Annotated in this window: 21 protein-coding genes; 15 read left to right on the top strand and 6 right to left on the bottom strand. The window is 73.3% G+C overall.

Translation table 11 applies throughout. The features are described from left to right. Nucleotides 1–9: 9 nt before the first annotated feature. Together ACO229_RS14930 and ACO229_RS14925 are read right to left on the bottom strand one after the other, a co-directional pair. Complete coding sequence (locus tag ACO229_RS14930) at nucleotides 10–945, bottom strand: carbohydrate ABC transporter permease (RefSeq protein WP_397429872.1); 936 nt, start codon at nucleotides 943–945, stop codon at nucleotides 10–12. Nucleotides 946–973: 28 nt separating this feature from the next. Beyond that, entirely contained in the window at nucleotides 974–2,260 is a 1,287-nt protein-coding gene (locus ACO229_RS14925; RefSeq protein ID WP_423461969.1) for an ABC transporter substrate-binding protein, read from the bottom strand. 155 nt (nucleotides 2,261–2,415) lie between these two features. On the opposite strand from ACO229_RS14925, the gene ACO229_RS14920 reads away from it, so the two are divergent. The 6 genes from ACO229_RS14920 (at nucleotide 2,416) to ACO229_RS14895 (ending at nucleotide 9,020) form a co-directional block, all read left to right on the top strand. Next, the gene (locus tag ACO229_RS14920) at nucleotides 2,416–3,438 is read left to right on the top strand and encodes a LacI family DNA-binding transcriptional regulator (protein WP_423461968.1); all 1,023 of its coding nucleotides are present in this window, start codon (nucleotides 2,416–2,418) and stop codon (nucleotides 3,436–3,438) included. 58 nt (nucleotides 3,439–3,496) lie between these two features. Then, entirely contained in the window at nucleotides 3,497–4,744 is a 1,248-nt protein-coding gene (locus ACO229_RS14915) for a glycoside hydrolase 5 family protein (RefSeq protein WP_423461967.1), read from the top strand. A gap of 87 nt (nucleotides 4,745–4,831) precedes the next feature. Then, entirely contained in the window at nucleotides 4,832–6,445 is a 1,614-nt protein-coding gene (locus tag ACO229_RS14910; protein ID WP_423461966.1) for an N-acyl-D-amino-acid deacylase family protein, read from the top strand. Nucleotides 6,446–6,703: 258 nt separating this feature from the next. Continuing rightward, nucleotides 6,704–7,546, top strand: coding sequence for a GntR family transcriptional regulator (locus tag ACO229_RS14905; RefSeq protein WP_423461965.1), 843 nt, complete (start codon nucleotides 6,704–6,706; stop codon nucleotides 7,544–7,546). 3 nt (nucleotides 7,547–7,549) lie between these two features. Beyond that, a complete protein-coding gene (locus ACO229_RS14900; RefSeq protein WP_423461964.1) occupies nucleotides 7,550–8,575 on the top strand; it encodes a 1-aminocyclopropane-1-carboxylate deaminase in 1,026 nt (341 codons plus the stop codon). Between the two features lie 157 nt (nucleotides 8,576–8,732). Continuing rightward, the gene (locus ACO229_RS14895; protein ID WP_397429879.1) at nucleotides 8,733–9,020 is read left to right on the top strand and encodes a ubiquitin carboxyl-terminal hydrolase 14; all 288 of its coding nucleotides are present in this window, start codon (nucleotides 8,733–8,735) and stop codon (nucleotides 9,018–9,020) included. Here ACO229_RS14895 and ACO229_RS14890 read toward each other — a convergent pair. Continuing rightward, nucleotides 9,017–9,616, bottom strand: coding sequence for a TetR/AcrR family transcriptional regulator (locus tag ACO229_RS14890; protein WP_397429880.1), 600 nt, complete (start codon nucleotides 9,614–9,616; stop codon nucleotides 9,017–9,019). The two genes, ACO229_RS14895 and ACO229_RS14890, sit on opposite strands and share 4 nt — an antisense overlap. A 94-nt stretch (nucleotides 9,617–9,710) precedes the next feature. Here ACO229_RS14890 and ACO229_RS14885 point away from each other — a divergent pair, with 94 nt between their 5' ends. The 7 genes from ACO229_RS14885 (at nucleotide 9,711) to ACO229_RS14855 (ending at nucleotide 14,594) form a co-directional block, all read left to right on the top strand. Continuing rightward, a complete protein-coding gene (locus ACO229_RS14885) occupies nucleotides 9,711–10,613 on the top strand; it encodes an SDR family oxidoreductase (protein ID WP_423461963.1) in 903 nt (300 codons plus the stop codon). A gap of 142 nt (nucleotides 10,614–10,755) precedes the next feature. Beyond that, on the top strand, nucleotides 10,756–11,139 hold the full coding sequence (locus tag ACO229_RS14880; RefSeq protein ID WP_397429882.1) for a YciI family protein: 384 nt from the start codon (nucleotides 10,756–10,758) through the stop codon (nucleotides 11,137–11,139). A 43-nt stretch (nucleotides 11,140–11,182) separates the two neighbouring features. Then, entirely contained in the window at nucleotides 11,183–11,983 is an 801-nt protein-coding gene (locus ACO229_RS14875) for an ABC transporter ATP-binding protein (RefSeq protein WP_423461962.1), read from the top strand. Next, complete coding sequence (locus tag ACO229_RS14870) at nucleotides 11,980–12,771, top strand: ABC transporter permease (RefSeq protein WP_423461961.1); 792 nt, start codon at nucleotides 11,980–11,982, stop codon at nucleotides 12,769–12,771. Before ACO229_RS14875 ends, ACO229_RS14870 begins: the two co-directional genes overlap by 4 nt. 35 nt (nucleotides 12,772–12,806) lie before the next feature. Further along, nucleotides 12,807–13,568: a MerR family transcriptional regulator gene (locus ACO229_RS14865; RefSeq protein ID WP_397429885.1), complete on the top strand. Its 762-nt coding sequence runs from the start codon at nucleotides 12,807–12,809 to the stop codon at nucleotides 13,566–13,568. A gap of 41 nt (nucleotides 13,569–13,609) precedes the next feature. Then, nucleotides 13,610–14,071: a helix-turn-helix domain-containing protein gene (locus ACO229_RS14860; RefSeq protein ID WP_423461960.1), complete on the top strand. Its 462-nt coding sequence runs from the start codon at nucleotides 13,610–13,612 to the stop codon at nucleotides 14,069–14,071. A gap of 52 nt (nucleotides 14,072–14,123) precedes the next feature. Next, on the top strand, nucleotides 14,124–14,594 hold the full coding sequence (locus ACO229_RS14855; protein ID WP_397409658.1) for a VOC family protein: 471 nt from the start codon (nucleotides 14,124–14,126) through the stop codon (nucleotides 14,592–14,594). Nucleotides 14,595–14,716: 122 nt separating this feature from the next. Here ACO229_RS14855 and ACO229_RS14850 read toward each other — a convergent pair whose 3' ends face one another. Continuing rightward, entirely contained in the window at nucleotides 14,717–15,172 is a 456-nt protein-coding gene (locus ACO229_RS14850; RefSeq protein WP_423461959.1) for a VOC family protein, read from the bottom strand. Between the two features lie 113 nt (nucleotides 15,173–15,285). On the opposite strand from ACO229_RS14850, the gene ACO229_RS14845 reads away from it, so the two are divergent. After that, on the top strand, nucleotides 15,286–16,299 hold the full coding sequence (locus ACO229_RS14845) for a helix-turn-helix transcriptional regulator (protein ID WP_423461958.1): 1,014 nt from the start codon (nucleotides 15,286–15,288) through the stop codon (nucleotides 16,297–16,299). A 463-nt stretch (nucleotides 16,300–16,762) separates the two neighbouring features. Here ACO229_RS14845 and ACO229_RS14840 read toward each other — a convergent pair whose 3' ends face one another. After that, on the bottom strand, nucleotides 16,763–17,191 hold the full coding sequence (locus ACO229_RS14840; RefSeq protein ID WP_397409664.1) for an organic hydroperoxide resistance protein: 429 nt from the start codon (nucleotides 17,189–17,191) through the stop codon (nucleotides 16,763–16,765). A gap of 224 nt (nucleotides 17,192–17,415) precedes the next feature. Here ACO229_RS14840 and ACO229_RS14835 point away from each other — a divergent pair, with 224 nt between their 5' ends. After that, the gene (locus ACO229_RS14835; RefSeq protein WP_423461957.1) at nucleotides 17,416–18,177 is read left to right on the top strand and encodes a DUF427 domain-containing protein; all 762 of its coding nucleotides are present in this window, start codon (nucleotides 17,416–17,418) and stop codon (nucleotides 18,175–18,177) included. Nucleotides 18,178–18,210: 33 nt separating this feature from the next. On the opposite strand, the gene ACO229_RS14830 is transcribed toward ACO229_RS14835, so the two are convergent. Then, the gene (locus tag ACO229_RS14830) at nucleotides 18,211–18,834 is read right to left on the bottom strand and encodes a cation transporter (protein WP_423461956.1); all 624 of its coding nucleotides are present in this window, start codon (nucleotides 18,832–18,834) and stop codon (nucleotides 18,211–18,213) included. Between the last annotated feature and the right edge of the window lie 8 nt (nucleotides 18,835–18,842).

The raw sequence follows: 18,842 nt of genomic DNA, 5'->3' as shown, positions 1-18,842 counted from the left end.
GATCGGGGATCAGTGCGTGGCGCGGAGCGTGCGGCGGATCGCCCACATCCCGAGCAGCCCGATCACGAAGAGGACGACGCCGACGGCCTGGCTGTAGCCCAGGTCGGTCTCGACGAACGCCTTGCGGTAGATGAGGTACGCGAGCGTGGTGGTCGCGTTCTCGGGTCCGCCCTGCGTGAGCAGCAGCACGGTCTGCGCCGAGTTGAACAGCATGGACAGGAACTGGAGCATCGCGACCACGCCGATGAAGTCCTGGGCGATGGGCCAGTACATGCGCCAGGCCAGCCGCCAGTCGCCCGCGCCGTCCAGGCGTGCGGCCTGCACGATCTCGCTCTCGACGCCGTCGAGCCGCGACGCGATGAGCACCGCCGAGTAGCCGATGCCGCTCCACAGCTCGACGGCGATGATGGCGCCGAGCGCCGTGGCCGGGTCGGCGAGCCACTCGTTGCCCTCCAGGCCCAGCGGGCGCAGGAACCCGTTGACCAGGCCGTCCGGGTTGAGCATCGCGTAGAAGACCATCGCCGTCGCCGGGGCGGAGATGAGCGCCGGGATGAACAGCAGGTACCGCAGCACGCGGTGGCCGCGCGGCTTCTGCACCACGTAGAAGGCGAGCAGGAACGCGAGGCCGATCATGATCGGCAGGCCGACGACGATCTGGACCGCCGAGTTCGCGGTCGCCGTCCAGAAGGTCTCGTCGGCGAAGACGCGGGCGAAGTTGTCGAGGCCCGCGGGGGTGGGCGTGGTGAGCATGCCCGGCCACGAGAGGAACGCGATGACGAACATCGCGACCACGGGGCCGATCATGAACACCGCGTACCAGATCAGCGCGGGCAGGGCGAGGCCGGGGAACCGGTCGCGGAGGGTTCCGCGGCGGCGGGCGGGCGTGGCGGCGGCGGTGCCGTCACCGGTGGTGTCGGGGCGGCCGGCGTCGAGGAGCGCGGTCATGGGTGGGGTCCTTTCCCAGCTCGAGCGGTCAGACCGCCTGGTACGACTTCTCGAAGGCGTCGATGATGCGGTCGGCGGGGGCGGACCCGTAGGCGAGCGCGGTCGCCTGGATCATCGGCTCGAACACGGCGTCGGGGATGAGCAGGTCGGGCAGCATCACGGGGGTCACGTCGTCGTCGGTGAGCCGTGAGCCCTGGGCGACCAGCGGGAAGTCCTGGCTGACGGTGTCGGTGATGCGGCTCATGTCGCGGCCGGACCCGAGGATGAACTGGTCCGTGACCTCGGGGGTGTACAGGTTCTGCACGAACGGCTTGATCAGGTCGAGCTTCTTGAGGCCGTTCTCGCTGATCCAGATGCCGTGGCCGTTGAAGCTCTTGATGACGCTGGGGCGTTCCAGCACGCCGCCGCTGGACGGCATGGGCCAGCCGCCCACGGTCACCTCGGCCGCGCGCTCGTTCGGCACCAGCGCGAGGGCCGACGACATCGCCGGGACGATGGCGGCCTTGCGGGTGTTGAACTGCGTGAGCTCGGAGTCGGACGTGTAACCCTGGACGTTGTCGACGAAGACGCCGGCGTCGCGCAGCTCGACGAAGTGCTCCACGCCCGCGATCGCGCCCGGGCTCTCGGAGATCTTGCCCGTGGAGAACACGGTGCGCGCCTCGTCCTGGGTGATGAAGCCCTGCAGGATCTGCAGGAACATCTTCTGGCCGCTCCAGTCGGAGCCGCCCACGGTCACGGGGCCGATGCCCTTGGACCGCAGGGCGTCCGCGGCGGCGATCAGCTCGTCCGACGTGGTCGGGATGGCGCCGACGCCCGCCTCCTCCAGCAGCCCGGTGTTGAACGACACCGGCCAGTTGGTGCGGGTGAACGGGAAGGCGCGCAGGCGGCCCTCCTCGTCGGTCCACTCCGCCAGCGCCTCGGGGATGATCAGGTCCCGCAGGCCCCAGTCGTCGAGGTAGTCGTTCACCGGCACGGTGGCGCCCAGGCGGGTCCAGGACAGCGTGCGGCCCATCATGTTCACGATGGCGACGTCCGCCTCCTTGCCCGCCAGGGTGCTCGTCTCGAAGACGATCGGCAGGTCGGAGCCGTTCTTCAGCAGCGCGACCTTGCGCGCGGTGGCGCGCTGGTAGGCGGCGACGACGTCGGAGAACACCTGCGCGCCGGCGACGGCGCCGCTGATCTGGGTGTGCACGGTCAGGGCGTTCGGGCCGCTGGACGCGGGCACGAGCGCCCCGCACCCGGACAGCAGCGGCGCGATGATGCCGCCGCTGAGCGCCGCACCGAGCAGCGTGCGTCTGGTGATGCCCTGTGTCACGGGACCTCCTGGAGCTTCGATCCGGAACTGCGATGTATCGGCCGAGACGGCGGGGCACGTCCGCGTGCCGGGCCTTGTAAAGCGGTACACAATCTGGCTGGCCGCGAATGTATACCGCTTTACTTTGGAGGGTCAACCCCCGTAGTGTCTGGCACGTGACCGAAACACCCCCGAAACGAGCAACGATCGCCGCGGTGGCCCGCCGTGCCGGCGTGTCGCCGTCCGCGGTGTCCCACGTCTTCAACGGGCGGCCCAACGTCTCGGCCGCCACCGCCGAGCGCATCCGGCAGGCCGCCGACGAGCTCAACTGGCGCCCCAACTACGCCAGCCGCAAGGTGTCCGGCCAGGGCGGGCGCAGCCTCGGGCTGGTGATCGCCCGCGCGAGCGACACCTTCGGTCGCGACCCCTTCTTCATGCGCCTGGTCGCCGGGCTCACCCAGCCCCTGGCCGACATCGGCTGGTCGCTCAGCCTCACGCTCGTCGGGGCGGACGACGAGGCGCGCGTCTACCGCGAGTGGTGGGCCGAGCAGCGCGTCGACGCGTTCCTGCTCGTCGACGCCCGCACCGACGACCCGCGGCTCGACCTCGTGGGGCAGCTCGGCGCGCCCGCCGTGGTGCTCGGTGCCCCCGTGGACGCCGCGGTCCCCGCGGTCACGGTGCGCGACGACGCCGCGTTCGCCGACGTGCTCGCCCACCTGACCGGCCTGGGGCACCGTCGCGTCGCGCGGATCAACGACGCGCCCGGCCTGGCGCACACCCAGGCCCGCGACCGGCGGTTTGCGGCCGCTGCCGCCGACCACGGCGTCGAGCCGTCCTACGCGGTCTGGGACGCCGAGGCGGCCGACCCCGTGGCCGACCTGCTCGGCCGCATCGGCGACGTCACGGCGATCATCGTCGACAGTGAGGTGATCGCCGCCGAGATCGTCGCGCACGCCCCCGAGCTCGGGGTGAGCGTGCCGGACCGGCTCTCCGTGGTCGCGTGGGAGGACTCCTGGGTGTCCACCCTCGTGCGGCCCCGCCTGACCGCGCTCGACGCGCCGGTCGAGGAGAGCGCCCGTACCGCCGTCGCCCTCCTGGAACGGCTGGTGCGCGGCGAGGACGTCACGTCGCAGATGGTCGGCGGACGCCGGCTCATGGTGCGCGAGTCGACGTCCGCCGACCCCGGCACCCGCGCCTGAGTTGCCCCGCCCGGGCTGCTTGCGCCCGGGAATCCTGAGTCACCTGAGAGGCAGGCCCTTGACCACCACCCCGCGCTTCGGCGTCAACTACACCCCGTCGAAGGACTGGATGTTCCAGTGGATGGCGATCGACCCGGACGTCGTGCGCGCCGACTTCGAGGCGATCGCGGCGCTCGGCGTCGATCACGTCCGGGTCTTCCCGCTCTGGCCGGTGCTGCAGCCCAACCGCACCCTGATCCGGCAGCGGGCGCTGGACGACATCGCGCTCGTGGCCGACCTCGCCGCCGAGCACGGCCTCGACATCGCGGTGGACGTGATCCAGGGCCACATGTCGGGCTTCGACTTCGTGCCGGCCTGGCTCGTGAACTGGCACGACGGCAACATGTTCACCGACCAGCCGGCCATCGAGGCGCAGGCGGCGCTCGTCGCGGCGGTCTACGACGCCGTCCGCGACAAGCCCAACTTCCTGGGGCTCACGCTCGGCAACGAGCTCAACCAGTTCCAGCGACCCAACCCGGCCGCGATGCCCGCCAAGCGGGACGAGGTGACGCACTGGCTCACCTCGCTGCTCGGCGCCCCGCGCGACCGCGACCCCCGGCACGTGGTGACGCACAGCGAGAACGACCACCTCTGGTACCGCGACGAGCACCCGTTCGTGCCGGTGCACGCCGCGCGCCAGGGCGACATGACCACGGTGCACTCCTGGATCTTCAACGGCACCGCCGCGACCTACGGCGCGCTGTCGCCGCAGTCGGTGCGGCACGCCGAGTGGATGATCGAGATGTCCAAGGCGTTCGCCACGGACCCGCGCCGGCAGGTCTGGCTGCAGGAGGTCGGGGCGCCCTCGATGAACCTCGCCGAGGCGGAGATGCCGGAGTTCTGCGCGCGCACGATCGAGGCGGCGCTGACCACGGACGACCTGTACGCCGTCACCTGGTGGTGCTCGCACGACGTGACCCGTGAGCTGGGCGACTACAAGGACCTCGAGTACTCCCTCGGCCTGCTCGACACCGAGAACCGGGTCAAGCCGCTGGGCCGGCGCTTCGCGGAGCTCGTGGCGGACGCCCGGCGCGCCGGGTCCGCGGCCACGCCCGAGCGCACGGTCGCCGTGGTGGTGGACGTCGACGCCGACGACCTGCCCGTCTCCCGCCCCGCGCTCGGCCCGGGCGGCGCGGTCTTCGAGCGCTGGCACGCGCTGCGCGAGGACGGCGTGGCCGTGGCCGTGGTGACCAGCGCGACGGCTGCGGACGGCGCTGCGCTCGACGCCCGCGGGATCCGGGACCTGGTCCGTGTCGACCCGCGCTGAGATCCCCAGGGTGCGCGCGGCGGCTGCGGCCGCTCCCGGTGCGGGACGTCCCGTGGCGGCGGGGCTGGCCACGGGAGCGGTGAACCGATGACCGGCGACCTGCTCCTGCGCGGCGGCCTGGTCGTCGACGGCAGCGGCGCCCCGCCCGTGACCGGCGACGTGCTGGTGCGCGACGGGCGCATCGCCGCCGTCGGCGGACGGATCGACGCCCCTGGCGCGCGCGTGATCGACGCCGACGGCCTGGCCGTGGCGCCCGGCTTCGTCGACATGCACGCGCACTCCGACCTCGCGGTCCTGGCCGACGGCGCGCACCTGGCGAAGGTGACCCAGGGCGTGACCACGGAGGTGATCGGGCAGGACGGGCTCTCGTACGCACCGGTCACCGACGAGACGATGGCGACCGTGCGCGAGCAGATCGCGGGCTGGAACGGCATCCCGGACGGCGTGGACTTCGCATGGCGCTCCGTGGCGGAGTACCTCGCCGAGGTGGACCGGCGGGGGAGCGCCACGAACGTCGCGTACCTGCTGCCGCAGGGGACCATCCGGATGAACGTGGTGGGCACGGACGACCGGCGCGCCACGCCGTCCGAGATCGCCGCGATGCGCGCGCAGGTGGACCAGGGCATGCGCGAGGGGGCGTTCGGCATGTCGTCGGGGCTCACCTACGTGCCCGGCATCTTCGCCGACACGGACGAGCTGGTCGCGCTGGCCGAGGTGGTCGCGCGGCACGGCGGCTTCTACGCCCCGCACCAGCGCTCCTACGGCGCGGGTGCCCTGAACGCGTACGCCGAGATGGTCGACGTCGCGCACCGGGCCGGGTGCGCGCTGCACCTGACGCACGCCACGATGAACTTCCCGGAGAACCGCGGGCGGGCCGGCGAGCTGCTCGCGCTCGTGGACAGGGCGATCGAGGCGGGCGTCGACGTCACGCTCGACTCCTACCCCTACCTGCCCGGGTCCACCACGCTGTCCGCGCTGCTGCCGAGCCGCGCCGCCGTCGGTGGTCCGGAGCGCACGCTCGCGCGGCTGCGCGACCCCGGCGAGCGGGCGTGGATCGCACACGAGGTCGAGGTCGTGGGCAGCGACGGCTGCCACGGCGTGCCCGTGGACTGGGACAGCATCGAGATCGCGGGCGTGCGCGACGCCGCGCTCGGCGACCGGGTGGGCCGCACCGTGGCCCGCATCGCGCTGGACGAGGGACGCGCGCCCGCCGAGGTGTTCTTCGACCTGCTGCTCGCCGACCGGCTCGGCACGAGCATCCTGCAGCACGTGGGCGACGAGCAGAACGTGCGCGAGATCATGCGGCACCGCCGGCACACCGGGGGCAGCGACGGCATCCTGGTCGGCGCCAAGCCGCACCCGCGCGGTTCGGGCACGTTCCCGCGGTACCTCGGGCGGTACGTGCGGGAGGAGGGTGTGCTGTCGCTCGCGGAGATGGTCGTGCACCTCTCCGCCCGGCCCGCGGCGCGGCTCGGACTGACCGACCGCGGGCGGATCGCGGAGGGGTACGTGGCCGACGTCGTGGTCTTCGACCCGGCCACGGTGTCCGACCGGGCGACGCCGGACGAGCCGCGTCTCACCGCCGCCGGCATCCCGTGGGTCCTGGTGGGTGGTACCCCTGTGGTCGAGGACGGCATCCGCACGACGGCCCGGCCGGGGCGAGCGCTGCGGCATGGTTCGGGTTTGGTGGTCGGGTTGTAGCTGTTCAGCCTGGCGTCCGTGACCCGTCCGGCCCCGGCCCTGACTTCGGTCACTTGTGGGGCGGCAGACCGCGACATCGGTCGCTTGCTCCGAGATCGGTCCATCGGAGGACCGATCTCGCGGCAATTGACCGATTTCACGTGTGAGGTAGGTGCAAGGGACCGAAGTCGTGCGCCGGACCGCGGAGTCAGCCGGTGCCAGGACAGCCGGGCTACCCGGCTCTTGCCAGGGCTGGCGATCTAGTATGCAATATATTGCATGCCCATCCCAGCGAGCGTCCCCGCCATCGGCCGCCGACTCCTGCGCGACGACGTCTACGGCCGCCTGCGCGACGCCATCGTCGACGGCAGCTTCGCCCCGGGGGAGCAGCTGCGCGACGGCGACCTCGCGGCGTGGCTCGGCGTCAGCCGTACCCCGGTGCGGGAGGCGCTGCTCCGCCTGGCCGACGCCGGGCTGGTCGTGGCCCGGCCCGGCAGCTCCACGACGGTCGCCTCGCTGGACCTGCGCGAGGTGCGCGGTGCACGCGACGTCGTCGCCGCGATGCACCAGGTGGCAGTGCGTGACGCCGTGCCCGGCCTCACCGACGGCGACCTCGCCACCATGCGCGACGCCGCCCGCGAGTTCCGCGCGGCGATCGAGCGGGGCGACGTCGACGGGGCGCTGCGTGCTGACGACGCCCTGCACCACGTGCCCGTCGCCGTGGCGGCGAACCGGGCGCTGGCCTCGGTGCTGGACCAGTTCACGCCCGTGCTGCGCCGGGCCGAACGGCTGCGCTTCTCGTCGCTGGGCGGGCGGGCGTCCTTCGCCCGGCACGACGACCTGATCCGGCTGTGCGCCGCCGGCGACGTGGAGGCAGCGGCCGCCGTCGCCTTCGACACCTGGTACACCCTGCCGACCGACGAGGCCGCCGACCCGCCCGGAGCCGTGCCCGCCGCCCCGCCCGCGGCCGCGCCCGCCGACCTGCCCGCGCCCCTGCCTGCCGACCCGCCCGCGGCCGCGCCCGCCGACCTGCCCGCGGCCGTCCCCGCCGATCCGCCCGCGGCCGTCCCCGCCGCCCCGCCCGCCGCCCCGCCCGCCGCCCCACCCGCTGACGAGGAGTAACCCATGCCCCTGTCCGACTTCCCCCGCCACCCCCTCACCTTCGGCCCGAGCCCGGTCCACCCGATGCCGCGCCTCACGGCCCACCTCGGCGGCGCCGAGATCTGGGCCAAGCGCGAGGACTGCAACGCGGGTCTCGCCTACGGCGGTAACAAGACCCGCAAGCTGGAGTACCTGGTGCCGGACGCGCTCGCCCAGGGTGCGGACACCCTGGTGTCGATCGGCGGCTACCAGTCCAACCACACGCGCCAGGTCGCGGCCGTAGCGGCGTCGCTGGGGCTGAAGGCCGTGCTGGTCCAGGAGAACTGGGTGAACTGGCCGGACTCGGTCGCCGACCGCGTCGGCAACATCATGCTCAGCCGGATCATGGGCGCCGAGGTGCGGCTCGACCCGGCCGGGTTCGGCATCGGCTTCAAGGACTCCTGGGCCCGCGCGATCGACGACGTCACCGAGCGCGGCGGCACCCCGTACGCGATCCCGGCCGGAGCCTCCGACCACCGGCTGGGCGGCCTCGGGTTCGCGCGCTGGGCGTACGAGGTGCAGGAGCAGGAGCGTGAGCTGGGCGTCTTCTTCGACACCGTCGTCGTGTGCGCGGTCACCGGGTCCACATTGGCGGGCATGATCGCCGGGTTCGCGGCGCTGGAGGAGGCGGGCGGCCGTCCGCGGCGCGTGATCGGCATCGACGCCAGCGCGAAGCTCGACGAGACCCGCGACCAGGTGGCTCGGATCGCCCGCTCCACGGCGGAGCTCATCGGGGTGGGCCGCCCGCTGCGCGAGGACGAGATCATCGTGCTGCCGGGGTGGGCCGGCGACGAGTACGGGATTCCCGTGGAGTCCACGCTGGAGGCCATCCGGCTGACCGGGCGTCTGGAGGGCGTGATCATCGACTCCGTCTACGAGGGCAAGTCGATGGCCGGCCTGGTCGACCTCGTGACCGGCGGCGACATTCCCGCCGACAGCACCGTGCTCTACGCCCACCTGGGCGGCCAGCCGGCCCTGAACGCGTACGGCGGCCTCTTCGCCGACCACTGAGCGCTCGCCCGCCCCGGCGTCGGTCGGGGCGGGCGGCATGCCGGGGCTCGGGGGATGTGCTGCCACCGTCGAACGAGACGCCGTGGCGGCCTAGAATTCCGGCAGGCGCGCGATGCGGCCGCGCCGGGAGCCCGCCGATCGACGTGAGGACGAGACCATGAGCACCGACTGCACGCACCTGGACCAGGTCGCCGTCCTCGAGCCCGCCGAGCGGGAGGGCTGCCCGGAGTGCCTCGCCCTGGGTGGCACGTGGGTGCACCTGCGCAGCTGCCTCGTGTGCGGGCAGGTCGGCTGCTGCGACTCCTCGCCGGCCAAGCACGCCACCGCACACTTCGAGGCCACGGGGCACCCGCTCATGCGGTCGATCGAGCCGGGCGAGGGCTGGGGCTGGTGCTACGTGGACGAGGCGTCGGTGCCGACTGCGGTCCTGGCCTCGCTGCGCTAGGCAGGGTGCCGGGCAGGGTGCTGGGCGGGGCTTCCGCCCGCCAGGCCGCGCAGCTCGCTCAGCACGGTCCGGGATATCTCCGTGAGCGAGCGGTCCTCGCCCTCGCGGATCCACTGGATGAACGCGATGCCGAACACCGTGCTCGCGGACTCCGCGGCGAGGGTCGCCGCAGGCTCGCCGACGCCGCGGGCCCGTAGCGCGTCGCCGATCGTCGCTGCCAGGTGGGACATCTTGTGCCGTTCCCGTTCCTGCAGGGCGGGGTTCTGCACGATCACGGACTGCCGCAGGCGGGAGTGCGGTCGGCGCTCGTCGGGGAAGATCGCCGTTCCGGAGTCCAGCCCGGCGGCCACGACGTCCATCGGCGTGGCGTCGTCCGGCGCCGCCGTGATGCCCCGGAGGAACGCGTCGGTCAGCTGTTCCTGCCCGCGGAACAACACCTCGCGCTTGTCGGTGAAGTGCCGGAAGAAGGTTCGCTCGGTGAGCCCCACCGCCTGGGCGATCTCGGCGGCCGTCGTCTGCTCGTAGCCGCGGCTGGCGAACAGCTCCAGGGCAGCAGCCTGCAGTCGTCCGCTCGTACCGGGTTGCCATCGGGCCATGCGCGCAGTCTAGATGATGACAGCGACTGACTTCAGGCGTACGGTGATGTCGGTGGCTGACATCAGTCACTGACATCACTGGAAGGACTCCACCATGCAGGTATTCGTCACCGGAGCATCCGGCTGGATCGGTTCTGCCGCCGTCGACGAGCTGCTCGCCGACGGTCACACGGTCACGGCGCTGGCCCGGTCCGACGCGTCGGCGTCCGCCCTGGCCGCCAAGGGCGTCAGCGTGCAGCGCGGCGACCTGGACGATCTCGACGGCATCCGGCGCGGGGCCGCGGCCGCCGACGCCGTGCTGCACCTCGCGAACAAGCACGACTTCGCGAACCCGGCCGTGTCGAACGCGGCCGAGCGTGCCGCCGTCGAGACCATCGGCGAGGCGCTGTCCGGCACGGGCCGGCCGTTCCTGCTCGCGGCGGGCGTCGCGGGGTTGACGGACGGCCGCCCGGCCACCGAGGACGACCCGTCCCCGGCCCACGGCCCGGACTCGCCGCGCGGCGGCGCGGAGAACCTGGCGCTCGGCCTCGTCGACCGCGACGTGCACGCGGTGGCCCTCCGGTTCGCGCCCACGGTCCACGGCGCGGGCGACCACGGGTTCGTCGCCGCGGTCGTCGAGGCGGCCCGACGCCGCGGCGTCTCCGGCTACCCGGGCGACGGCACCAACCGCTGGGCGGCGGTCCACCGGTCCGACGCCGCCCGGCTCGTCGCGCTCGCCCTGGCCAAGGCCCCGGCCGGCGTACGCCTGCACGCGACCGCCGAGGAGGGCGTGTCCACCCGGGAGATCGCCGAGGCGATCGGCCGCGTCCTCGACCTGCCGGTGGCCTCGATCGACCCGGACGACGCCGCCGAGCACTTCGGCTGGATCGGCCGCTGGTTCGGTATGGAGGGCTCGGCGACCAGCACCCGGACGCGGGAGTGGCTCGGCTGGGAGCCGACCGGCCCCACCCTGGTGCAGGACATCGCGGCCGGCGCGTACACGACGCCGGGGGAGTGACCCCCGCGGAGGTGTGTTGCTGAGAGTAGACATTGTCTACGCGGAGCAACACACCTCCGAGAGAGGGCCCGACCACGCGGCGCGGGACCAGGCTCCGCCGCTCTGTGCCGCGCGTCGGCGATGGTGGTCGTAGCCTGACACGGTGGCGCGTAACCCTGACATCCCGGAGGCGTTCGACGTCCTCACCGTCGTCGTGCTGCGCCGTCCGGACCGCGCGCCCGAGCTGCCCGACGACGAGCTCGACGCCCTCCAGGCTCGCCACCTCGCCTACCGTGCCGACCTGGCCCGCCGCGGCCTGATCGTCGCGAACGGTCCGTTCGGCGAGCAGAGCGACCCGGCCTACCGCGGCATGTCCGTCTTCGCCTGCGACCCTGCCGAGGCGGCGCGCCTGTCGGACGGCGACCCGTCCGTCGTCGCCGGGCGCCTCGCGTACGACGTCATGGAGTGGTGGGTCGCGGCGGGCTCCCTCGCCTTCCCAGGCGCGGCGGGCCCGGTCGGCACCCGCCGCTCGATGCCGGACGACTGACCCGCTTGACCTTGCCCCTGCGGCAACCCTGCACGCTGCGGTCATGACCACAGCAGACAGCACCACCGGGACCCCCGCGATCGAGGTCGCCGGGCTCCGCAAGTCGTTCGGCGACCATCGTGTGCTCGACGGCGTGGACCTCGTCGTCGCCGCCGGCTCCGTGTACGTGCTCCTGGGGCCGAACGGCGCCGGCAAGACGACGATGGTCAACATCCTGTCCACGCTCCTGACCGCCGACGCGGGCGTGGTGCGGGTCGGCGGCCACGACGTCCGGCGGTCGGCCGCGCTCGTCCGGGCACGGATCGGCGTCACCGGCCAGTTCTCCGCGATCGACCCGTTCCTCACCGGCCGGGAGAACCTGCGGCTCATGGCTGACCTCGCCCACCTCGGCCGGGTCGACGCCGCACGCGACGTCGCGGCGCTGCTCGACCGGTTCGACCTGGTGGACGCCGCCGACCGCCGCGCCCTGACCTGGTCCGGCGGCATGAAGCGCCGGCTGGACCTGGCGATGACCCTGATCACCCGGCCGCGGCTCATCTTCCTGGACGAGCCCACCACCGGGCTCGACCCGCGCAGCCGCCGGGAGGTCTGGCAGGTGGTCCGGGACCAGGTGGCCGACGGCGTCACCGTGCTCCTGACCACCCAGTACCTGGACGAGGCGGACGCGCTGGCCGACCGGGTCGGCGTCCTGGACGGCGGGCGGCTCGTCGCCGAGGGGACGCCGGCCGAGCTCAAGGCGCAGGTCCCCGGCGAGAGCACGAACCTCGACGACGTCTTCCTCGCGTTGACCGGGCACGCCCCGACGGGCGACGAGGCCGGCGTCCAGGGGGTGACCGCACGATGAGCGCCACGTACGTCGTCCGCGACTCGCTGACCATGCTGCGCCGCAACCTGCGGCACCTGAGCCGGTACCCGTCGCTGGCCCTCATGCTGGTCGCGATCCCGGTCGTGTTCCTGCTGCTGTTCGTCTACGTGTTCGGCGGCACCCTCGGTGCCGGCCTCCCGGTCGACGGCGGCGGCACGCGCGCCGACTACCTGGCCTACCTGGTGCCCGGCATCTGGGTCATGACGGTGTCCAGCGTGGCGAACGGCACCGCCGTCGCCGTCGCGATCGACCGGACCGGAGGGATGTTCGACCGGTTCCGGACCATGGACATCGCCCGGACGTCGGTGCTCGCCGGACACGTCCTGGGCGCGGTGGTCCGCACGCTGCTCGCGCTCTCGGTGATGGTCGGGTTCGCGCTGCTGCTCGGGTTCCGGCCGGACGCCGGGCCGGCCGACTGGCTCGCTGCCGCCGGGCTCGTGCTGCTCCTGGCGTTCTCGTTCACGTGGCTGACCGTCGCGATGGGGCTGGCCGCGGGAAGCGTCGAGACGGCGAGCAACACCCCGCTGGTGCTGATGGTGCTGCCGATCGTCAGCAGCGGGTTCGTCCCCACGGACCAGATGCCCGCGGGGCTGCGCCAGTTCGCCGAGCATCAGCCGTTCACGCCCGTCATCGAGACGCTCCGGGCACTGGTCGCCGGCACCCCGGCCGGGGCGGACGGCTGGCTCGCCGTCGGCTGGTGCGTGGTGATCGGGCTGGGCGGATACCTCTGGGCGCGGCGGCAGTTCGCCGTCGTGCCGGTTCGGTAGTCCGGGCGGCAGGCTCGGGAGAGGAGACTGGGCACATGCTGACGATCAGCCAGCTCGCGTCGTACGCCGGGGTGACGACGCGCGCAGTGCGGCACTACCACGCCAAGGGTCTGCTCCCCGAGCCCGCCCGCGACCACTCGGGATATCGGCGGTACGGTGCGCAGGCCGCCGTCGACCTGATCCGGATCAAGATCCTCGCGGACGCCGGGGTGCCGTTGGCGCGGGTGCAGGAGCTGCTGCGGGCCGACGAGGCCGAGCTCGCGGCAGCCGTCGCCGAGATCGACACGCGGCTCCGCGCGGAGATCGAGGAACGGGAACGGCACCGGGACCGGATCGCCCGGCTCGCGGCGGGGGACAGCCTGGCCCTTCCGCCGGAGGGCGCCGCCTACCTCGACCGGTGGCGTGAGCTCGGTATCCCCGAGCGGGTCGTCGAGATCGAGCGGGACAGCTGGATCCTCTCGCTGGCCGTCCTGACCCCCGAGCAGGTGGCGCAGGCGATGGCGGCCAAGAGCCGGCTGCTCGACGACGAGGAGTTCGTCGCCGTGCTCCGGGCGATCGGGGAAGGGGTCGACTGGGCGCCCGACGACCCCCGGCTGCCCGGTGTGGCGGACAAGGTGGCGGCCCTGCTCGACCGGCACGCGGACTGGGCGGACGAGTCCGCACGCGGGATGGAGCAGGGGCTCGTCGAGCTCTTCGACTCGATCGCGCTCGACTCCGTGCCCGGGGGCCGTCGTCTGGAGGCGCTGCTCGCGGAGCGCGGGTGGTCCGGCTGGACCCGGCAGGAACGGGTGAGCTGAGCGCATCCTGCCGGAGGCGGAGCCGGCCCTACCCTGGTGCCATGGCCATCACGACGCGCACGACGCCGTCCGGCGCGCCGCCCGCCCGCCTGGCGCGGGGCCGCGCGACCGCCGCGCGCGAGGCCGACAACCGGCGCCTGCTGCGCGCGCGTGACGCCATCGACCGTTCCTTCGCGGAGCCGCTCGACGTCGCGGCGCTCGCCGCCGTCGCCCACGTGTCGCCGTCGCACTTCATCCGCGCGTTCAAGGCGGCGTTCGGCGAGACACCGCACCGGTATCTCCAGCGGCGCCGGATCGAGCGGGCGATGGCGCTGCTGCGGGACACCGCGACGCCCGTGACCGAGGTGTCGGTCGCCGTCGGGTTCCAGAGCCTCGGCACGTTCAGCCGCGCGTTCCACGACATCGTCGGCGCGTCCCCGACCACCTACCGGCGGACCGCGGCGCCGCTGCTCGCGCCCGGATGCTTCACGCGGGCGTGGACCCGGCCTGCCGGCGCGCGCTGATCGAGCGATTTCGGAGAAGCGGCCGCGGCGGGGCCGACCCTAGATTGGCGGCATGCTCACATCCATCGCCATCACTGCCGTCCGCGTCCTCGACCAGCAGGAGGCCCTCGACTTCTACGTCGGCACCCTCGGTTTCGAGGTGAGCGCCGACGTCGACATGGGTTTCATGCGCTGGCTCACCGTCGCGCTGCCCGCAGACCCCGACCGGCACCTGCTGCTGGAGGTTCCCGCGCCGCCCGCGCTGAGCGAGGAGTCGGCCGCGCAGGTGCGCGACCTGCTCACGAAGGGCGCGCTCGGCGTGGCCTGCATCCTCAACACCGACGACTGCCAGGCGGAGTACGAGCGGCTCAGCGCCCTCGGCGTCGAGTTCACGGAGCTGCCGACCCAGCAGCCCTACGGCGTCGACGCAGCGTTCCGGGACCCGTTCGGCAACCACATCCGCATGACCCAGCCCGCACGAGGTCCCGTCACCGTGACGGAGGAGGACATCGCGCGCTGGGGCGGCGACGCACCGCACGCCTGAGCCGCGCGCCGGGGCGGCCACGCGGCCGTGTGGACCAGGGTCCCGGGCAGGCGCTCCCGCCCGGCGAGCCGTGTGCTCGCCGGGCGTCGACGCGTTCGTGGCCGGGACCATCAGGTCCGGCCTCAGGCTCCCTCGGCCGCCACGTCGAGGATCCAGGTGACGCCGAACCGGTCCGTCAGCATGCCGAAGGCCGGCGCCCACGGCGACGGCCCGTACGGCTCGACGACGGTGGCGCCGTCGGCCAGCCGCTCCCAGAGGGCGCTGACCTCCTCCGCGGTCTCGCCCCGCACCGACACGAAGAACGGTTCCTCGGTGAGCGTGGTGCCGTTCTCCCGGCGCGTGGTGCCGGCCGCGACCGGCCGGTCCTCGCCGGGCACGTCGTAGGCCATGACCCGGAAGCCGCTGTCGGCCACGACCTGGCCGAACACCACGTTGGCGGCGCCCGGCAGCTCGGCCGGCATCCCGAAGTCGCCGTAGGTGGTGACGGTGATCTGCCCGCCGAACACCGAGTGGTAGAACTCGAGGGCCGCGCGGGCCTGGCCGTGGAAGTTCAGGTGGGTGACAGTGCTGATCGACATGGTGCTCGGTCCTTCACAGAGGGGATCGGTCGCCGGGGATCCCCGGCGGTGCTCCTCAATCTGTCACCGGTTCCGGACAGGGAACGTCCGGTACTCGTGCCAGTCTGGATCTCGTGCCGATCGCATCCTCGACCACCACGTCGTCCCGCCTCCTGGCCCTGCTGTCGCTGCTGCAGGCGCGCCGCGACTGGCCGGGGGAGCGGCTCGCGGAACGGCTGGGCGTCAGTGAACGCACCGTGCGGCGCGACGTCGACCGCCTGCGTGAGCTGGGTTACCCGGTCCAGGCGGTCCGCGGACCTGAGGGTGGCTACCGGCTGGAGGCGGGCAGCGAGCTGCCGCCCCTCCTGTTCGACGACGAGCAGGCCGTGGCGCTCGCCGTCGCCCTGCGCTCCGCGGTGGTGACCGGTGCCGGGATCGAGGAGGCCGCGGCGCGTGCCCTCGCGACGGTGCGGCAGGTGCTGCCCTCCCGGCTGCGGCAGCGGGTCGACGCGCTCGACGTCACGGCGGTGGAGCCCGCCGGGGACGCCCACGTCGGCGCCGACGTGCTGCTGGCGCTGAGCGCCGCCGTCCGGTCCGCCGAGGAGCTGCGGTTCGACTACCGCTCGCCCGGACGCGCGGACGACGACGCCCGTCCGGCCCGCCGCGTGCAGCCGCACCACCTCGTCGTGCGGCACGGGCACTGGTATCTCGTGGGGTGGTCGGCGGAGCACGAGGACTGGCGCGTCCTCCGCGTCGACCGGATGACACTCCGCGTGCCGAACGGTCCGCGGTTCACGCCCCGGCCGGTGCCGGGCGGAGACGTGGCGGCCTTCCTCTCGGCGCGCTTCAAGGGTTCCGAGGGGGCGGACCGGTGGCCCTGCCAGGGTGAGGTGATCCTGGCGTTGCCGGCGGAACGGGTGGCGCCGTTCGTCGCCGACGGTGTGGTCGAGCCGCTCGGCCCCGACCGGACCAGGCTGGTGGCCGGGTCGTGGACCTGGGCCGCACTGGCGGCGACGCTGGCCCGGTTCGACGCCGAGATCGAGGTGGTGGGCCCGGCCGAGCTGCGGCATGCCTTCGCCGACCTGTCGCGTCGCGCGGCCCGCGCGGCGGGGGTGCAACGGCCCGGCGCGAGCTCGCCGGTGGGCTGACGGGCGTCCTGGTATGTGGGGTCGGTCGCTTGCTTGGACCCTGCGCGCGGGGTCGGTCGCTTGCTTGGACCCTGCGCGCGGGGTCGGTCGCTTGCTTGGACCCTGCGCGCGGGGTCGGTCGCTTGCTTGGACCCTGCGCGCGGGGTCGGTCGCTTGCTTGGACCCTGCGCGCGGGGTCGGTCGCTTGCTTGGACCCTGCACGTGGCGTCGGTCGCTTGCTCCGACCTTGCACGCGGGGTCGGTCGCTTGCTCCGACCTTGCACGTGGCGTCGGTCGCTTGCTCCGACCTTGCACGCGGCGTCGGTCCCTTGCCACGAGATCGGCACTTTAATTGACCGATCTCGCGGCAAGGGACCGACCACGTGGTCTGCCGCGGTTCAAGTGACCGAAGCCGGCTCGCTCAGGACAGCAGGGCCTGAGGGTGTGCGAGCAGCGGCCCGAGCCACCGCCACGGGGCGAGGGGTCAGGCGACCGTGGCGTCGATCGTCACGGGGATGTTGCCGCGGGTGGCGTTCGAGTAGGGGCACACCTTGTGCGCGGCCTCGACCAGGCTGTCGGCCGTGGCCTGGTCCACGCCGGCGAGCTCCACGTGCAGGGCGGCGCTCAGCCCGTACGCGCCGTCCTCGGTCGGCTGGATGCCCACCTCGGCGATCACGGCGGAGTCGCTGAACGTGATCTTCTGCGCGGCGGCCACACCCTTGAGGGCGCTGTGGAAGCAGGATGCCCAGCCGGCGGCGAAGAGCTGCTCGGGGTTGGTGCCCCCGCCCGGTCCGCCCATGGCCGTGGGGACGGCGAGGGTGAGGTCGAGCACGCCGTCGTCGGACGCCGCACGGCCTCCGGCGCGGCCGTCGCCGGTGGAGGTCGCGACGGCGGTGTAGATGCTGTCAGCCATGTTCCTGCTCCTTGTCATGGATGGTGCGGTAGTCCGGCCCGGTGGGACCGGCCGCCCGCGTCCGCATGTAGACGAACTAGTACGTCTACCGTAGGTCGGAATCTGCGCACACACAAGTCCGCCGGGGTGAAATATCCAGGTTGCGCGCTGAGTTGGGCTCTGCGTGAGGCGCCGGTCGCCGTGCCCCGGCGCGGCGCGGCGCGGCCGACGACGAGAGGTGACCCGTGCCCGACATCGTGCAGAACCCGTTCGCCATCGAACCCGGGACGGTCCAGCGCGGCCTGACCCGGATCCGCGCCCTGAGCGCCGGCGAGGTGGTCGCCGACGCCGCCGTGCCGCTGCTGGTGTGGGAGTACTCGTACGCCCCGCGGTACTTCTTCTCGCCGGGCCACGTCAGGGCCCAGCTGCGTCCGGCCGGACCGGGCAAGCCCTCGCGGGTGCTGGGGCGCAGCGAGCTGTTCGACGTGGTGCTCGGGGATCGTGTGCTCCCGGGCGCCGCCCAGCGGTACCCCGAGGCGCCGGTCGAGGGCATGCGCGGGTCGTACACGCTGACCTGGTCGGCCATGGACACCTGGCTCGAGGAGGACGAGGTGATCCACTTCCATGCCCGCAGCCCGTACGTCCGGGTCGACACGCTGCACTCCAGCCGGCACGTGCGGGTGGTGGTGCGGGGCGAGGTGGTCGCCGACTCGCACCGGCCCGTCGTCCTGACCGAGACCGGTCTGGCGCCCCGCTACTACCTGCCGCGCGTCGACGTGCGGATGGACCTCCTGAGCCCGACCGACGCCGTGAGCTACTGCCCGTACAAGGGGACGGCGCGGTACTGGGCCCTGGCCGTGGGCGGGGTCCGGGTGCCCGACGTGGTCTGGGGGTACGAGACACCGCTGCGCGAGGCGGCGGGGGTCACGGGTCTGGTCTGCTTCTGGCCGGAGAAGAGCGCGGACGTCGAGGTCTACGTCGACGGGGAGCGGATCGGGCAGCCGTAGCCCGCAGTCGCGCCATGCCCCCGGCCGGGGACGTCAGCCCAGGTCCTCGCCGTCGAGCGCCTTCGCCGCCAGGCGCTCCTCCTCGCTGACCTCCCACACCTCGTGGGCGGCGTGCAGGGCGAGCAGGATGATCACGCAGCCCAGCACGAGGTCGGGCCACCCGGACGCCGTCCACGCGGTGACCAGCCCCATGGCGATGATCGCGACGTTCACCAGCACGTCGTTCCGGGCGGACAGGAACGCCGCGCGACCGAGCGCCCCGCCGTGGTGGTGCGCCCGCGCCAGCAGCCAGGCGCTGGTGCCGTTCACGACGATCGCGCCGAGGGATGCCACCACGAGCGGCACGACGTCGGGCGGCGTCGGCGCGGCGAACCGTTGCACCGCCTCCCAGGCCGCCACCGCGGCCGGACCGAGGATGACCAGGGCCATGACCTTGCCCATGAGAGCGCGCCGGGCCAGCGGCCAGCTCAGCGCCACGAGCACGAGCAGGTTGATGGCCGTGTCCTCCAGGAAGTCGACGCTGTCGGCGAGGAGGGAGACCGAGCCGATGGACAGCGCGACGGAGAACTCGACGAAGAAGTAGGCGAGGTTCAGGAGCGCGACGACCAGGACCGTCCGGCGCAGGCCGGCGGCGCGGGGGTCGGGGGTGCCGGTCACGGCCACCT

Source organism: Promicromonospora sp. MS192 (genome assembly GCF_049532985.1).
Lineage (GTDB): Bacteria > Actinomycetota > Actinomycetes > Actinomycetales > Cellulomonadaceae > Promicromonospora.
Note: the sequence above shows the minus strand (reverse complement) of the source record. Positions and strands in the feature narration are given on the sequence as shown.

Excerpts from the sequence above, each read along its gene's own strand:
- ACO229_RS14890 (WP_397429880.1), bottom strand. The coding sequence starts at position 9,616 with ATGGCCCGATGGCAACCCGGTACGAGCGGACGACTGCAGGCTGCTGCC.
- ACO229_RS14905 (WP_423461965.1), top strand. The coding sequence starts at position 6,704 with ATGCCCATCCCAGCGAGCGTCCCCGCCATCGGCCGCCGACTCCTGCGC.
- ACO229_RS14850 (WP_423461959.1), bottom strand. The coding sequence starts at position 15,172 with ATGTCGATCAGCACTGTCACCCACCTGAACTTCCACGGCCAGGCCCGC.
- ACO229_RS14860 (WP_423461960.1), top strand. The coding sequence starts at position 13,610 with ATGGCCATCACGACGCGCACGACGCCGTCCGGCGCGCCGCCCGCCCGC.
- ACO229_RS14885 (WP_423461963.1), top strand. The coding sequence starts at position 9,711 with ATGCAGGTATTCGTCACCGGAGCATCCGGCTGGATCGGTTCTGCCGCC.
- ACO229_RS14875 (WP_423461962.1), top strand. The coding sequence starts at position 11,183 with ATGACCACAGCAGACAGCACCACCGGGACCCCCGCGATCGAGGTCGCC.
- ACO229_RS14900 (WP_423461964.1), top strand. The coding sequence starts at position 7,550 with ATGCCCCTGTCCGACTTCCCCCGCCACCCCCTCACCTTCGGCCCGAGC.
- ACO229_RS14895 (WP_397429879.1), top strand. The coding sequence starts at position 8,733 with ATGAGCACCGACTGCACGCACCTGGACCAGGTCGCCGTCCTCGAGCCC.
- ACO229_RS14840 (WP_397409664.1), bottom strand. The coding sequence starts at position 17,191 with ATGGCTGACAGCATCTACACCGCCGTCGCGACCTCCACCGGCGACGGC.
- ACO229_RS14930 (WP_397429872.1), bottom strand. The coding sequence starts at position 945 with ATGACCGCGCTCCTCGACGCCGGCCGCCCCGACACCACCGGTGACGGC.
- ACO229_RS14870 (WP_423461961.1), top strand. The coding sequence starts at position 11,980 with ATGAGCGCCACGTACGTCGTCCGCGACTCGCTGACCATGCTGCGCCGC.
- ACO229_RS14855 (WP_397409658.1), top strand. The coding sequence starts at position 14,124 with ATGCTCACATCCATCGCCATCACTGCCGTCCGCGTCCTCGACCAGCAG.
- ACO229_RS14865 (WP_397429885.1), top strand. The coding sequence starts at position 12,807 with ATGCTGACGATCAGCCAGCTCGCGTCGTACGCCGGGGTGACGACGCGC.
- ACO229_RS14910 (WP_423461966.1), top strand. The coding sequence starts at position 4,832 with ATGACCGGCGACCTGCTCCTGCGCGGCGGCCTGGTCGTCGACGGCAGC.